The following is a 13,470-nucleotide window of genomic DNA, read 5'->3' on the forward strand; positions in this document are numbered from 1 at the left end:
GGCCGTGTGATCTCGCTACCGGTCCAACTCCAGCCGTGACCACGAGCGCACGGTGAGGGCCACCGCGATCCCCGCCAACGCCCCGACGAGGGCCAGTTGCGGCGCCGTGACCGCGCTCGGATCGAGCGCCCACAGCGCCGGTGCGGCGACGGGGAACCAGGCGCCCACCCCCGCAACCGCCATCACCTGGCCGCAGACGACCAGGCCGATCGTGGCGGCGATACCGGGAAGCAGTCCCCGCCCCAGCGTCGCTGCCCACGCCGCCGGGAAGGCGACCAGCCCGGTGAGCGCCGTCAGCACCAGCTGGCGCGCCAGCGCCGCGAGCTCTGGCTCATGGGGCATCCCGTAGCCGAGAGCCACGCCGACGACAGCCAGGACGGCCGTGATCACCAGTGCCACCGCGAGTACCCAGGCGAGGTAGACCGCGAACTTCGCGAGCATGATGGCCGGCCGTGCCACCGGAAGAGCGAACATGCTGGTGATCGTGCCCTCGCCGAACTCGCGCCCGACCAGCCAGCTCAGGACGACACCGAAGGCGATCAGCGCGCCTGCTGCGGTGATCTGAGCGACGAGGCCGACCATCCGGGCCCATCCGTCAAGCGCGGCGAGCGGGCCGAGCTGGGCGGTCACGTTCGTGTTGCCGGAACGGACGCCGAGCTCGAGACCGACCGTGAGCGCCACAAGTCCGAGTACGAGGATGATCGTGGTGGCGCCCAGCACCCGGGAGGCGACAGCCTTGCGAAGCTCGACCTCGACGGCGATCAGGAGCCCGTTCACGCTGCCTCCTCTGCTGCTGCGCGTCGTTCGTCGTCGGCGTGGACCAGGGCGAAGAAGGCACGCTCGAGGTCCACGCCGCCCGGGTCCAGGGTGCCGATGATGCGGCCGTTGTTCAGCACGGTGATGCGATCGGCGATCCGGGCAACCTCGTCGAGATGGTGGCTGGAGACGAGGATCCCTGCCCCCTCGCCGGCGCGGCGGCGTAGCGACTCGCGCAGCAGGATTACACCGGCAGGGTCGAGAGCGTTGCTCGGCTCGTCAAGAACGATGACCCGGGGCTCGTGCACCAGTGCGGCCGCGAGGCCGACGCGCTGCCGATTGCCGAGTGAGAGCCGCCCGGCGCGGACACCGGCGTAGCGCTCCAGGCCCAGCTCTGCGAGCACCTGCTCGACCGCGGCGCCCGCACGAACGCGGGCGATCCCGTGCAGGCGGGCAGCGAGCAGCACGTTCTGCCGCCCGGTCAATTCGCCGTAGGCGAGAGGGTGTTCCACCAGGTGGCCGACCTCTCGCCATTCGTGCGGTCCTGCGTCGGCGATGGCGACGTCACGGATGCGGACCTGGCCGGCGTCCGGCCGCAACATTCCAAGCAGTACCCGCATCAGCGTGGACTTGCCGGCTCCGTTCAGACCGACCAAGGCGTGAATCTGCCCGGTGCCCACCGCGAGGTCGATGTCATGCACACCGGCACCACCCCCGGCGAACACTCGGCTCACGCCGGCCGCCTGGAGTGGCACGGTGTGGAGGCGTTCGGTCGGCGCGAGCTGGCGGCGTGGCGTCATGGGGTGTCGCCGTCCAGCACGTCTAGGGCGCTCACGATGGCTTCGCCCAGCGTTCCGTCGTCGGTCTCTGCCCAGTCCAGGAGTGCTGCCGTGAGTGCGGCCAGCAGTGCCGCTGCGGCGATACGCGCATCCCGGCCGCTCGCCCCGCCGCCGATCAGGGCGTGCGCGATCGCATCCTCCGTGGCGCGAGTCCCGGCGTGCATCGCGGCAATCAGGCTCGGCGTGCTCGCGACGATCCGCACCCGCCGCCGAACGTCTCCGGTCTCGGGTTCCGGCAGGCGAGCCCAGGCCGTGCGGACCCCGGCACTGGCGCGGGCCAGGGGAGGCATGGACGCCGGCTGAGCCGCCACCACCTCCGCGATCGCCGGGTCGTACGGGTCGCCGGTGACCAGTTGATCTTTGGTCGGGAAGTGGCGGAACAGAGTCATCTCGCTGACCCCCGCAGCAGCCGCGATCTGTACCGTGGTTGTGGCCTCGAACCCGTGCTGCTCGAAGAGGTCGAGTGCACATGCGGCCAAGCGGGCCCGGGTCCGTGCAGCCCGGTCGGTAGCGTTCCTCACCCCTGAATGTTAGTCACTAACATGCGGTGGTCGCTAGGTGCAGCCTCCACCGGGGGTGGGCCCGCACCCCGGAGTACTGCGTCCGCGACTCACGCCGCCACGGTTCCTGCCGGCTCCTCGATGCGCCCATCGCGCATCCGCACGGTCCGGTCCGCGGTGGTGAGGGTGGAGGCGTCGTGGGAGACCAGCAGCGTGGCCGCTCCCAGCTCGCGTGCCAGCTGGGTGATCAGCTCGACCACCTGGGTGCCGCGCTCGTGGTCGAGCGCCGACGTGGGTTCGTCCACCAGCAGGACCTCGGGGCGGCCCACCAGTGCACGCGCGATCGCCACCCGCTGGCGTTGCCCGCCGGAGAGCTGGGCAGGGCGCTTGTGCCGGTGGTCGGCCACCCCGACGGCCGCCAGCAACTCAAGCGCGCGCGAGCGCACGCTTGCGGGCCGCCGGCCACGGAGGTGGGCGTGCAACTCGAGCTGCTCGAGAGCGGTGAGCGAGCCGAGCAACTGCGGCGACTGGAACACCATGCCGATCCGGTTCAGGCGCTCGCGGGTGGCCCGTGCTGCGGGTGTCGCGGAGGTGAAGACCTGCTCGCCACCGAAGCGAACCACCCCATGGTCGGGCGCCGTCAGCCCGGCAGCGACGGCCAGCAGGCTGGACTTCCCGGATCCGGACGGGCCGAGCAACGCGGTGGTGCTGCCCGCGGGAACGGTCAGGTCCACATCGTCGACGGCGGTCAGTGAGCTCTCCCCGTCCGGGTAGGTCAGCGTGAGGTGCTCCAGGTGCAGGTCCATGGCGTTCTCCCTCGTCAATGGTGTGGAGCCGAGTGGCTCGGGGCTGGGCGGTTGGGATAGTCGGGTGGGTATCGGCGCGCCCGTGTCAGCGGGCAGCGAGGGCGGCGTGCGGGTCGATGCCGGTGATGCGAGCCACCGATACACCGGCTCCGAGCAGGCCCAGCACGATCAGGCCCGCAGCCGGCACCAGCGTGGTGCCGGCGGTGAGCGCGACGGGTACCGTCCCTGGCAGTAGCGCCGCACCGCCCGCGGCCAGACCCGTGCCCAGCGCCACCCCGCCCACCAGCAAGAGGGCGGCCTGCCCGAGGGCGTCGCGCAGCAGATAGGCGGTGGACGCGCCGAGCGCCTTGAGCACGGCGATCTCGCCGGAGCGGCTGATGGTCCAGACGCTGAAGAAGGCTCCGACCACCAGTGCCGAGATCACCAGCAGGAACGCCTGCATCGTGGTCAGTGAGGTGTTCTCGCCGGCGAACGAGGACACCGCTGAGCGAGCGTCGGCCCGGGTGAGCGTGGTGGTGCCGTTCTCGTTGTCGGCGGCAGCGAGATCGGCGTCGCTGGCTCCGCTCGTGGTGAGTGCGACGACGGTCGCCACAGGCTCGTCGCCGTCGGCGCCCCGTGCACCGATCGCCTGCCAGTCCTCCAGGCTCGTCCAGACTGCGGGTGTGTGGGCAAAGGACGCATCCGAGTCCGCGACAGCCGCGACGGTGAGTTCCCGGCCGCCCAGTGTCACGGTCTCTCCCGTGCCGATGCGCAGATCCTCGGCCGCGCCGGTACTCAGCAGGACCGTCCCCGGAGTGACACGCTGCGGCGCCAGAGCCGAGCCCGGGATCACGCCCAGGGTCGTCACCGAGGCGGTGGTGCCGGCCGACTCTGCCCGGGTGGTGGCCACGCCCAGGGGCTCTGCTGTCTGCACTCCCGGCAACTGCGCCCACTCCTCCCACACACCAGCAGTGACCTGGGAGGCTGTGAATGCGGGGGAGTCACCCGGGGCCGGCATCGAGAAGACCAGCCGGTCGGCTGGGAGTTCGGTCACCGCAGAGGTCGATTCGCGCGCCAGCCCTTCGGTCAGCGATGCCAGGAACGTCACGAGGAAGGTGATCAACACGATCACGACCGACATCAGGACGAACCGGCCACGAGCATTCTTCAGATCGCGTAGCGCGACAAACACGGGATACCTCCACGGGGCTGAGCTGGCACTGCCTCCAGCATTGGTGCCTTCCCCCGCGCGATCATCGGGATCCGGGGTGATCCTGCCGAGCGGAAGGGTGGTCCCGGAGATCAACCATTCGGATGATGCATGGCCGCTGTGCCCGGCTACCGTGGACGGGTGACCCACCTTCGGTCGCTCTCGGCGGCACGCGGACTCATCCTCGGTCTGGACGTGCTGCTCGCGACCCTCCTCGTTGTCGCGGTGCTGCTGGCTCCGCTCCCGGTCAGGTGGCTGGTGATGGCGGTCTCTGCGGCCCTTGTGGGCGTGTATGTGTGGGGCCGGATCACGGTGCGGGTGCACGAGCGATCCGTGGACAGTCCGCGGGGAGCATGGCGGCCGGATGGCGTGTGGATCATCGCGCTGCTGGTGCTGTGGGTGGGGTTGCTGTGGCTCTCCCCGGCAGCGTTGTGGATCGCGTTCCCGTTCATGCTGCTGCAGATGCATGTGCTCGGTCCCCACCGTGGTGTGCTGGCGGTGGCCGTGACGACGGTCGTCGCCGTGGCGGACGGGGTGCTGGTGCAGGCTGGCGCCGACGATGCCTGGACCGGCTACGTGCTGGGACCTGCGCTCGGTGCCGGGGTCGCCGTCGGGGTGGTCCTCGGGATCGAGGCGTTCATCCGCGAATCCCAGGGACGCCAGCGCACGGTCGAGGAACTGACGCGCGCCCGCGAGCACCTGGCTCAGGCCGAACGGGCACGTGCGGTGACCGACGAACGCGCCCGCCTGGCCCGCGACATCCACGACACTCTCGCCCAGTCCCTCTCCGCGATCGAGCTGCTGCTGAGGTCGGCCGAGACCAGCGTCGGCAGCGACGACGAGCGCGCCCGCTCCCGCATCGCCCAAGCGCGCGACGCGGCGCGGGAGAGTCTCGCCGAGGCACGCCGCGTCGTCCACGACCTCACTCCGCCAGACCTGGACGGGAACACTCTGCTCGACGCGCTACGGAGGGTGGCCGACCACATGGCGAACTCCCCGGCAGCAGGGCAGGGACGCCGTCGGGAGCTGACCGTGACCGTGCACGCCACGGGACCGGCGCGCCGGCTGCCGGTGCCGGTGGAGACCGCGCTGCTGCGGATCGCCCAGTCCGCACTCGCCAACGTGTCCGAACATGCTGACGCTGAGCGGGCCCGGCTGACCCTGAGCTACCAGCCCGGCAGCGTCACCCTCCACGTGGTCGACGACGGCCGCGGATTCGACCCGGCGGCAGTTCCGGAACGGGGCGAACGGGGATTCGGGATCGCAGCGATCGGCTCACGCGTGCACGAACTCGGTGGCACCCTCACCCTCGAGACCGCCCCGGGCGAGGGGACTGCGCTGGCAGCCACAGTGCCGGCGCCATGGACGGAGGAGCCATGATCGACGTCGTTCTCGCCGACGACCACCCGGTGGTGCGCACCGGTCTGCGTGCCGTGGTCGATGACCAGCCCGATATGCAGGTGGTGCACGAGGTCTCCACCGCTGAGGATCTCCTGCAGTGGCTCGAGCACGAGGGACGCGCTGACGTGATTCTGCTTGACCTCCGGTTCGGTGACGGGCGGATGAGTGGTGCGACGGCGACCGGCACCATCGTGGGGCGGTATCGGATTCCCGTGCTCGTGGTGACCACCTACGGCACCGACGCCGACATCCTCGCCGCCATCGGCGCCGGTGCGACCGGGTACCTGCTCAAGGACGCCCCGACGGAGGAGCTGGCGCGGGCGATCCGCTCTGCGGCCGCCGGGGAAGTGGCGCTCGGGGCAGACGTTCAGCGGCGCCTGCTCGGCCGGGTGCGTGCCCCGGCCGAGCACCTCAGCGCCCGCGAGCTGGAGGTGCTGCGCCTGGTGGCGGCGGGCCGCTCGAACGATGCGATCGCCCGGGAGCTGTTCGTCTCCGTGGCCACGGTGAAGTCGCACCTGGCGCACATCAACACCAGGCTGGGCACCACCTCACGTGGGGCAGCGGTGGCCCTCGCCCGGGACCGCGGGATGCTGTGATCTCCGTGGATGTGGTGGCGCTCAGCCGAAGATCTGCATCACGGTGAGGTCGTCGTAGCGGGCGAGGAGAGTGTCGCCGTCGTACACCTCGGTCCGGTCCGGGAACACGCGCGCCTCCCGGATGATCCCGCTGCCCTGCAGGTGTTCCTCGCGGGCCGGGGGAGTGCTGCCATCGTCGACGTGGAAAACGACCAGCGAGCCCGGGCCGCCCTTGTCCGGCGGCAGCGGGCTCATCGTGTCCCACCCGCCATAGCTCACACCGAGGCGCTCGCACAGTGTCGCGACGAACGGGCTGGGAGGCGGTGCGGCGGTCATCGGTCCCATGCTCTCATTCCGAACTGCCGTCCGACATCGAGGGTCACCGAGAAGGTTGGGGAGGCGTTCGTCAGTCCTGGCGCGGGTCGGGGAACTGCACCACAGAGGAGGTGCCGTCGCTGGAGTCCACACGGTGCACCCCGCTGCCGGCGGCCACCATCGCCGCGGCCACGCAGTCACCCACCACCACCCCGGGCACCTGCCCGCCTTCGGCGAGCACGAACGGTTCGCATTCCTCGATTCCCGACGGCGCAGGTTCCTCACTCTCGGAGGGTTCCGGTGCCTCCGTGGTCGCCACAGGTGAGCTCTCGCCGGGCGAGGCCGAGGCGGTCGGCTCAGGGACGCCGTCCGTGGGTTCGCCGGTACAACCGGCGAGCAGGGCAACGATGATGGCGGCAAGCAGCGCGGTGGCTGGACGCGCGTTCACGAGCCATGATCGTAGCCGCAGGTCACGAGCGCCGGGGGCGAGCGGACATCATCGATCGATCACCGCGATCCACCACTGCTCGAGCTCAGGAGGCCTTCGGCGTCGCGTGCTCGCTTGGCGTCCAGGTGGTTCCGCCCGCGCCATGAGTCCTGATCACGAGCACGACCTTGGGCTGCCCCGGGTCATCTGGCGTCACCGCCTGTCAGGCGGGGGAGGCGTTGTGCACCACGATGCCGAGCTCGTCGAACATCGTGCGGAGGGCCTCCGGCGGGGCGGCGTCGGAGACCAGATCGTCGGCAGCGCTCAACGGTGCGACGAGGGCGAACTGGGGTCGGTTGAACTTGGTGGAGTCGGCCACCACGATCACACGAGTCGAACGCTTGATGAGGTGACGCATCATGCCGGCCTCGCCCAGATTGCTGACGGAGAAGCCTTCGCTGGTGATGCCACCAACACCGATCACGGCCGTGTCGAAGTGCACCGTGCCCGGGTCTCCGAGGTCCGGGAAGGAAGCCTGGCCGACGGTGACCTGGGAGGAGAAGCGCACGTCCCCGCCGAAGATGTAGAGGTTCCTCACCGCGTGTGTGGGTACCTCGAACGGGATGCTGAGATTGTTGGTCGCGATGGTGAGGTCTCGATGATCGCTGAGGTTCCGAGCCACCGCTAGCGTGGTCGTTCCGCCGTTGAACGCGACGACGCCCCCGTTGGGGATGAGCCCAGCGGCGAATGATCCGATGCGCTTCTTCTCGGACTCCTGCAACTGCTGACGGATCCGAAGCTCCCGGTCCGGGCTGGTGATCACGGAGTTTGCGATGGCCCCTCCTCGAGTGCGGCTCAGGAGTCCGTCCTTGTGCAGCTCGATGAGATCTCGGCGCACCGTATCCGGGGATACGTCGAACTCTTCTGCAATCTCGTGCACGCTGGCTTGGCGCATCGACTCGATGAAGTCCACGATGCGCCCCCGACGCACGGCGGGCAGTTCCGCTCCGCCAGATTCGGCGGTTTCCTCGCTCATTCGTCCTCCCAGGGTCGGTCGTCCACACGGCTGGCACCGGCAACGTATCGCGCTCAGACGCCGTGTGCAGGCACCCGATCGCATGGACATGTCGCGCTATGCCCTGCCTAATGAAGCCGACTCTTGCAGAGAGTTGCAGAGTTGTGCAACTATCGACCTCGTGCTTCGGCAGAAGCATGCACGTTCCCTGGAATCCCTGATCCGTCACAGCAGACGGCTCACGGGTCGGTAGAAGTACCTGGAGGACTGATGAACAGTGCTGTTCGCTCACGCACCACGCTCCGCTCTCGGAGCGTCCAGACCGCCGTCGCAGCTGTTGCTGTCGGCGCACTCGCAGCCGGATGCAGCAGTGCCGGTGGCGAGGTCGACGGCGGAGACGACGACGGTCAGGTCACGATCGAGTTCATGCAATGGTGGGAGCCGGAGCTTCCCGATGGCGCTTTGGCAGGGCTGATCGAGCAGTTCGAGGAGGAGAACCCTGACATCAACGTCGAACTGTTGTCAGGTCCGTTCGCCTCGATCAAGGACCAGGTGATCGCTGGCTCCGCCTCCGGGACCATGCCGGATGTGCTGGGACTCGCCGGCTCGTGGGTTCACGACTTCGCCACGCAAGGATCGATCGCCAACCTCACCGATGTGATGACGGAGTACGGCTACGACGACTCCCAGCTGGGAGCGCAGGTCCGGGTGGACGGCTCGGCCTACTCCATTCCCGTGGTCAACTTCGCCTACCCGATGTTCATCAACAATGAGTTGATGGAGGAGGCCGGCGCCGAGGTGCCGACCACACGCAGCGAGTTCGTGCAGGTCGCTCAGCAGGTCACCGACGCTACGGACGCCTCCGGCTTCGTCGCCGCGCTCGGCCTGGAGCAGCCCAACGGCATCCAGATCGACATCATGCCCTGGAACTGGGCATCAGGCGGCACCATGCTCACTGACGACGGTGGCCCAGCAGCTGACAACGAGGACGTCCACGAGACGGTGGCGTTCATCAAGGAGCTGTGGGACGCAGGTGTCATGGCGCCGGGCGGGCTGACCATGGCCGAGCAGGACAAGGTCGAGGAGTTCACCAACGGGCGGGTAGCGATGATGGTCTCCTCGCTCGCGCACATCAATCTCATCCGCGAGAACAGCCCGGAGCTGGATTTCTCCGTCGTCCCGATGCCAGTGGTGGACGGGTACACGGGCGAATCCGGTGTGCGGTACGCGGAATGGGGCATCGGGATGTCGGCCAACACCGAGCACCCGGAGGAATCCTGGAAGCTGATCGAGTTCATCATGAGTGAGGACGCCAACGGCGAACTGAGCGGCTTCGCCAACGGCTTCCCGGGCAATGCGAACGTCACGCCGGACCTCACGGATGCGGACCCCGTGTTCCAGGACGCCTTCGAGATCTGGCAGGCGGGCTACCCCGCCAGCGAGTTCACCGGCCTTCCGCTGGCAGACGAGCTGATGCGCATCTTCGACCAGGAACTGCAGCACGTGCTTGCCGAGGACAAACCGATCGACGAGGCGATGTCCGCGGTGCAGCAGGAGTGGTCGGGAACCTTCTAGTCCTCGGTGCCACCGCACACGTGCACCGTCCGCGGTGGCGCGGGTGAGTTTCCCGCCTGCGCCACCCACTCCCTCTACTTCTCGCTACGAAGGGGTTCGTCTTGACCTCGCTGCGACACTCCCGCGGCAACGCGGCCACTGCCTACGCCTATCTGTCCCCGACGCTCGTCCTGCTCGCCGTGCTGATGGCCCTCCCGATCGGGATGGTGATCTGGTACTCCCTGCAGAACAACGTCATCACCAATGCCAACCCGCAGCTGGTGGGCTTGCAGCACTACATCGACATTCTCGCCGACTCCCAGTTCCACGCGGCGCTGCGGAACACGACAGTCTTCGTCCTCGCCTCGGTGGGTGCCCACCTGGTGCTCGGGCTGGCCTTCGCGACGCTGCTGAACACGCCGCTGCTGCCGAACCGGATCAAGACCGTGTTCCGCACGATCTTCGTTCTTCCCTGGCTGCTCACGGTCGCCATCGTCGCCATCCTGTGGCGGCTGATCCTCAATCCGAGTGGGGTGTTCAACTACGTCCTGACGACCGTCGGGGTGCTCGACGCGCCGAAGGAATGGCTGGGCGATCCGGCCCTGGCCCTCTTCGCCGTGACGCTGATGAACATCTGGTATGGCTACCCCTTCTTCATGGTCAGCCTGTTGGCGGGCCTGCAGGGCATCTCCGCCGACCTCTACGAAGCTGCCTCAGTCGATGGTGCCGGCCCGATCCGCAGATTCGCCTCGATCACCGTTCCGCAGCTGCGGCCGATCATCATCTCGATGACGTTGCTCGACCTGATCTGGACTTCCCATCAGTTCGCGCTCATCTGGATGAGCACGGGCGGCGGCCCGCTGGACCGCACCGAGCTGCTGTCCACCTACACCTACAAACTCGCCTTCTCGCAGTACATGTTCTCGACGGCGTCCGCCAGCGCAGTGTTCTTCCTGCTCATCTCCGCGCTGCTCGCCTACGCCTACGTCCGCCACCAGAAGGCGAGGGACTGACCATGGCCACCCCCACCCTGCCCAGACAGCGCGACCGCGTCGCCACGGCTGCGCCTGCCGTTGTCCGTGGGCTGACAACCCGGCAGCGACGCCGGATCGCCCTGGTGCTCACCGTGACCGGCCTCGTTCTCGGGGCCACATTCGCGGGGGCCCCGATCCTGTGGATGCTCCTGTCGGCGCTGAAATCCAACTCCGAGATCTTCGCCTACCCGCCGAGCCTGCTCTCCGACAACCCCTCGATCCAGCCGTTCATCGGCATCCTGCAGGACCCGCGGCAACTGCGGTTCTTCCTCAACTCCTACGTCGTGGCGCTCTCGGTCGTGGCCCTGACGCTCCTGGTGGCTGTTCACGCCGCCTACGCGTTCAGCCGCTACGAGTTCCCGGGCAAGCACCTCATGAATGTCGTGGTGATCTCGGTCCAGGCCGTGCCACCGGTCACCTTGCTCATCCCGTACTTCGGGCTGATGGTGGCGCTGGGACTGTACAACTCCTACGCGGGCCTGATCTTGACCTACATCGTCTTCACGCTCTCGTACGCGATCATCATGATGACCGGGTACTTCAACACCCTTCCGCGTGAGCTCGACGAGGCTGCGCGCGTGGACGGCACCTCCTCCTTCGGCGCCTTGTGGCGCATCCTCATCCCGATCTCGCTACCAGGGATGGTCTCGGTGGGGATGTACACCTTCATGATCGCCTGGAACGAGTACCTGTTCGCCCTGACACTCACCCGCACCGATGACATGCGCACGGTGCCCATCGGGATCCAGCTGCTCATGGGACAGCACTCCTACGACTGGAACCAGATGATGGCGATGAGCGTGCTCGGCTCGCTGCCGGTGATCGTGTTGTTCGTGTTCTTCCAACGATTCTTCATCGGCGGAATGACGTCCGGATCTGTCAAGCACTGAAACTCACCTATCGAGAGGAACACTCCAGATGACACTCATCACGGGTGCGCAGATCCTTGCGCCCGCCAGCGACCAGGGATTCGCTGTCCCGGCGCTCAACCTGTCCGACTACGGCATGCTGATGGCCGCCTTCGAGGTCTGCGAAGAGCTCAAGTCTCCGCTGATGGTGGCCCTCGGGCCCAAAGAAGGAAACTGGATCGGCCCCGACTTCATCCCTGCTGTGCTCTCCCGCGCCGCTCGCAGCAACGTTCCGACCGTCCTGCACTGGGATCACGGTGCCACGCTGGGAGAGGCCGTTCGCGCGATCAAGCTGGGCTACACCTCAGTCATGATCGACGCATCCCTCGAACCGTTCGAGCGCAACGTCGAGATCACCGCACGGGTGGTCGAGGTGGCTCACGCCGCCGGGGTCTCGGTCGAGGGAGAGCTGGGCACCATCGGCAAGACCGCTGGGGCAGATGAGGGCGGAACCGATGACATCCTCTACACCGAGCCGTCAGAGGCCGTGGAATTCGCCGAGCGGACCGGGGTGGACTCGCTGGCGATCGCGATCGGCACCCGGCACGGGATCTACCCGAAGACGCTCAAGCCAGAACTGCGGCTCGGCCTGCTCGACTCGATCGATGCAGTCGTGGACGTTCCCCTGGTGCTGCACGGAGGGTCGGACAACCCCGATGGCGAGATCCGTGACGCATGCGGCCGCGGCATCAACAAGGTGAATATCTCCTCCGACGTCAAGCGCGCCTTCTACGATGCCATGCGCGAGGTGCTCGCAGACACTTCCCTGTTGGATCCCCGGCTCATCGTGCCCGGTGCGATGGAGGCTGTGAAGGATCTGGTACGTCACAAGATCGACCTGTTCGGCTCGGCCGGGACGATCCACTACTACGACTGAGAACAGGAAGGCGAGGATGGTGCGGACAGTATCGAGGATCTCAGCGCCCGCCAGCGTGCCGTGGTTGGACCGTTACAGCGAGCTGGTTGAGAACCGCTCCGATCTCCTCGACCGGTGCGGACCGATCGTGGCTGGATTCTCAGCGACCACTGACGCGCTGCACCACGTCGACGCGGCCGGACTGGCGCGCCTGCTCGCCGCCTCCGGCTCGACCCCGTCGCTCGCCGAAGGGGTGTCCACCCTGCAGGACTGGCTGCGGGCGGGCCGGGATGGGGAGTTGTTCATCGATGACGTGGCGGCCGAACCCGCGCTGGAGGCCATTCTCGGACCTCCCGCGCGGGTCCAGTGCGGCGGAACGTCCATCCAGGCGTCCTGGAGCTGGTCCGAGCTCGGACTGAACCCGCTGCTGGCTCTGCGCAACCGCAGCGCCCGCCAGTTGCGCGCCACCCCCGACGGCGTCCGACTCGCCGTTGAGGGCGGTACGGTGCCCGCCGGTTCTGTCGACGCCGAGCCGGGCGTGCCAGTGCCGTCCAACCATGTGCTGGAGTTGGCGCGCGGACTGAGCGCCGACGACGTTCACGTCACCCGGTCCAGCCGGATCACGGTGGTCATGGCCCGCAAGCAGCTGCAGCTGGACGAGCACTTCCTGCAACGTTCGGCTGAGCTGGTGCGCGGGGGCGTGGGACTGGTCTCCGGCCTCAACGGACTGGCCAGCGCCTCCAGTGCGGATGTTCTCGGGGTCGTCGCCGGCGCGGCGGCCGCGTGGCGGGAGGCCGGTGCCCGGCTGGTGCACCTTGAGCTCGCGGAGTACGCCCGGCCGGGAGAGCTCGGGCGGGTGATGAGACTCCTCGGTCCACACGTGCACTCCGTCGGTATGAACGGAGGCGAGCTGACCAGGTTGGTCGGTGCCGGCGATCCGGCGAAAGCAGCAGCGCAATTCGCTACGGCATTCGGCCTGCGCCGGGTGGTCGTGCACGCTGACAGGTGGGCCATGAGCGTGCACCGCGGCGATCCTGCGACCGAGGAGCTCGCCCTCGCCGCCGGGAGCCTGGCGGCGGCCAACCGGGCTGAGGAGGGGCGGCCACGAGCGCAGTGGCGGGTACCAGCGGAGGCGAGCTTCGCCGTCGAGATTCCCGACGCGGTCTCGAAGGTCGAGGGGTATCGCGTGAGTGTGGTGGCTACCCCGTACCTGACCCAACCACGCTCGACAATCGGACTTGGCGATACGTTCGTCAGCGGTGACCTGCTGATTCAAGGCGGCACCGATGCCTGAC

Annotated in this window: 15 protein-coding genes; 7 read left to right on the forward strand and 8 right to left on the reverse strand. The window is 68.1% G+C overall.

Going from position 1 to position 13,470, the window contains the following annotated elements:
* Positions 1-15: 15 nt before the first annotated feature.
* From FV560_RS13560 to FV560_RS13580, 5 genes are all read right to left on the reverse strand, one after another.
* Entirely contained in the window at positions 16-777 is a 762-nt protein-coding gene (locus FV560_RS13560) for an ABC transporter permease (RefSeq protein ID WP_159622081.1), read from the reverse strand.
* A complete protein-coding gene (locus FV560_RS13565; protein WP_159622082.1) occupies positions 774-1,556 on the reverse strand; it encodes an ABC transporter ATP-binding protein in 783 nt (260 codons plus the stop codon). The genes FV560_RS13560 and FV560_RS13565 overlap by 4 nt, the downstream gene beginning before the upstream one ends.
* On the reverse strand, positions 1,553-2,116 hold the full coding sequence (locus tag FV560_RS13570; RefSeq protein ID WP_235020123.1) for a TetR/AcrR family transcriptional regulator: 564 nt from the start codon (positions 2,114-2,116) through the stop codon (positions 1,553-1,555). The genes FV560_RS13565 and FV560_RS13570 overlap by 4 nt, the downstream gene beginning before the upstream one ends.
* A gap of 89 nt (positions 2,117-2,205) precedes the next feature.
* Positions 2,206-2,901 (reverse strand): ABC transporter ATP-binding protein, encoded by a 696-nt coding sequence (locus FV560_RS13575; protein WP_159622083.1) that lies wholly within the window; start codon positions 2,899-2,901, stop codon positions 2,206-2,208.
* Between the two features lie 85 nt (positions 2,902-2,986).
* Positions 2,987-4,072 (reverse strand): ABC transporter permease, encoded by a 1,086-nt coding sequence (locus FV560_RS13580; RefSeq protein WP_159622084.1) that lies wholly within the window; start codon positions 4,070-4,072, stop codon positions 2,987-2,989.
* A gap of 159 nt (positions 4,073-4,231) precedes the next feature.
* Here FV560_RS13580 and FV560_RS13585 point away from each other — a divergent pair, with 159 nt between their 5' ends.
* Both FV560_RS13585 and FV560_RS13590 read left to right on the forward strand, forming a co-directional pair.
* Positions 4,232-5,470 carry a sensor histidine kinase gene (locus FV560_RS13585; protein ID WP_235020124.1) on the forward strand — a complete coding sequence of 413 codons (1,239 nt, stop codon included), beginning with the start codon at positions 4,232-4,234 and terminating at the stop codon, positions 5,468-5,470.
* Entirely contained in the window at positions 5,467-6,087 is a 621-nt protein-coding gene (locus FV560_RS13590; RefSeq protein ID WP_159622086.1) for a response regulator, read from the forward strand. Before FV560_RS13585 ends, FV560_RS13590 begins: the two co-directional genes overlap by 4 nt.
* A 21-nt stretch (positions 6,088-6,108) precedes the next feature.
* Here FV560_RS13590 and FV560_RS13595 read toward each other — a convergent pair whose 3' ends face one another.
* The 3 genes from FV560_RS13595 to FV560_RS13605 all read right to left on the reverse strand — a co-directional run bounded on the left by FV560_RS13595 (position 6,109) and on the right by FV560_RS13605 (position 7,844).
* The gene (locus tag FV560_RS13595) at positions 6,109-6,402 is read right to left on the reverse strand and encodes a hypothetical protein (protein ID WP_159622087.1); all 294 of its coding nucleotides are present in this window, start codon (positions 6,400-6,402) and stop codon (positions 6,109-6,111) included.
* 70 nt (positions 6,403-6,472) lie between these two features.
* A complete protein-coding gene (locus tag FV560_RS13600) occupies positions 6,473-6,829 on the reverse strand; it encodes a hypothetical protein (RefSeq protein ID WP_159622088.1) in 357 nt (118 codons plus the stop codon).
* Positions 6,830-7,031: 202 nt separating this feature from the next.
* Positions 7,032-7,844, reverse strand: a complete 813-nt coding sequence (locus FV560_RS13605; protein ID WP_159622089.1) for a DeoR/GlpR family DNA-binding transcription regulator — start codon at positions 7,842-7,844, stop codon at positions 7,032-7,034.
* Between the two features lie 249 nt (positions 7,845-8,093).
* On the opposite strand from FV560_RS13605, the gene FV560_RS13610 reads away from it, so the two are divergent.
* The 5 genes from FV560_RS13610 (at position 8,094) to FV560_RS13630 (ending at position 13,469) form a co-directional block, all read left to right on the forward strand.
* Positions 8,094-9,398 (forward strand): ABC transporter substrate-binding protein, encoded by a 1,305-nt coding sequence (locus FV560_RS13610; protein WP_159622090.1) that lies wholly within the window; start codon positions 8,094-8,096, stop codon positions 9,396-9,398.
* A 101-nt stretch (positions 9,399-9,499) separates the two neighbouring features.
* A complete protein-coding gene (locus tag FV560_RS13615) occupies positions 9,500-10,390 on the forward strand; it encodes a carbohydrate ABC transporter permease (RefSeq protein ID WP_235020125.1) in 891 nt (296 codons plus the stop codon).
* A gap of 2 nt (positions 10,391-10,392) precedes the next feature.
* Entirely contained in the window at positions 10,393-11,301 is a 909-nt protein-coding gene (locus tag FV560_RS13620) for a carbohydrate ABC transporter permease (RefSeq protein ID WP_159622091.1), read from the forward strand.
* Positions 11,302-11,329: 28 nt separating this feature from the next.
* Positions 11,330-12,196 carry a ketose-bisphosphate aldolase gene (locus tag FV560_RS13625; RefSeq protein WP_159622092.1) on the forward strand — a complete coding sequence of 289 codons (867 nt, stop codon included), beginning with the start codon at positions 11,330-11,332 and terminating at the stop codon, positions 12,194-12,196.
* A gap of 64 nt (positions 12,197-12,260) precedes the next feature.
* Positions 12,261-13,469: an ADP-dependent glucokinase/phosphofructokinase gene (locus FV560_RS13630; RefSeq protein ID WP_159622093.1), complete on the forward strand. Its 1,209-nt coding sequence runs from the start codon at positions 12,261-12,263 to the stop codon at positions 13,467-13,469.
* Position 13,470 lies beyond the last annotated feature (1 nt).

Origin of the sequence: Ruania rhizosphaerae, from assembly GCF_009805705.1 — a bacterium.
In the GTDB taxonomy this organism is placed as follows: Bacteria; Actinomycetota; Actinomycetes; order Actinomycetales; family Beutenbergiaceae; genus Ruania; species Ruania rhizosphaerae.

Bases quoted from the DNA above. Each gene is read 5' to 3' on its own strand.
- FV560_RS13565 (WP_159622082.1), bottom strand. From the start codon at position 1,556: ATGACGCCACGCCGCCAGCTCGCGCCGACCGAACGCCTCCACACCGTG.
- FV560_RS13595 (WP_159622087.1), bottom strand. From the start codon at position 6,402: ATGACCGCCGCACCGCCTCCCAGCCCGTTCGTCGCGACACTGTGCGAG.
- FV560_RS13625 (WP_159622092.1), top strand. From the start codon at position 11,330: ATGACACTCATCACGGGTGCGCAGATCCTTGCGCCCGCCAGCGACCAG.
- FV560_RS13575 (WP_159622083.1), bottom strand. From the start codon at position 2,901: ATGGACCTGCACCTGGAGCACCTCACGCTGACCTACCCGGACGGGGAG.
- FV560_RS13590 (WP_159622086.1), top strand. From the start codon at position 5,467: ATGATCGACGTCGTTCTCGCCGACGACCACCCGGTGGTGCGCACCGGT.
- FV560_RS13610 (WP_159622090.1), top strand. From the start codon at position 8,094: ATGAACAGTGCTGTTCGCTCACGCACCACGCTCCGCTCTCGGAGCGTC.
- FV560_RS13620 (WP_159622091.1), top strand. From the start codon at position 10,393: ATGGCCACCCCCACCCTGCCCAGACAGCGCGACCGCGTCGCCACGGCT.
- FV560_RS13605 (WP_159622089.1), bottom strand. From the start codon at position 7,844: ATGAGCGAGGAAACCGCCGAATCTGGCGGAGCGGAACTGCCCGCCGTG.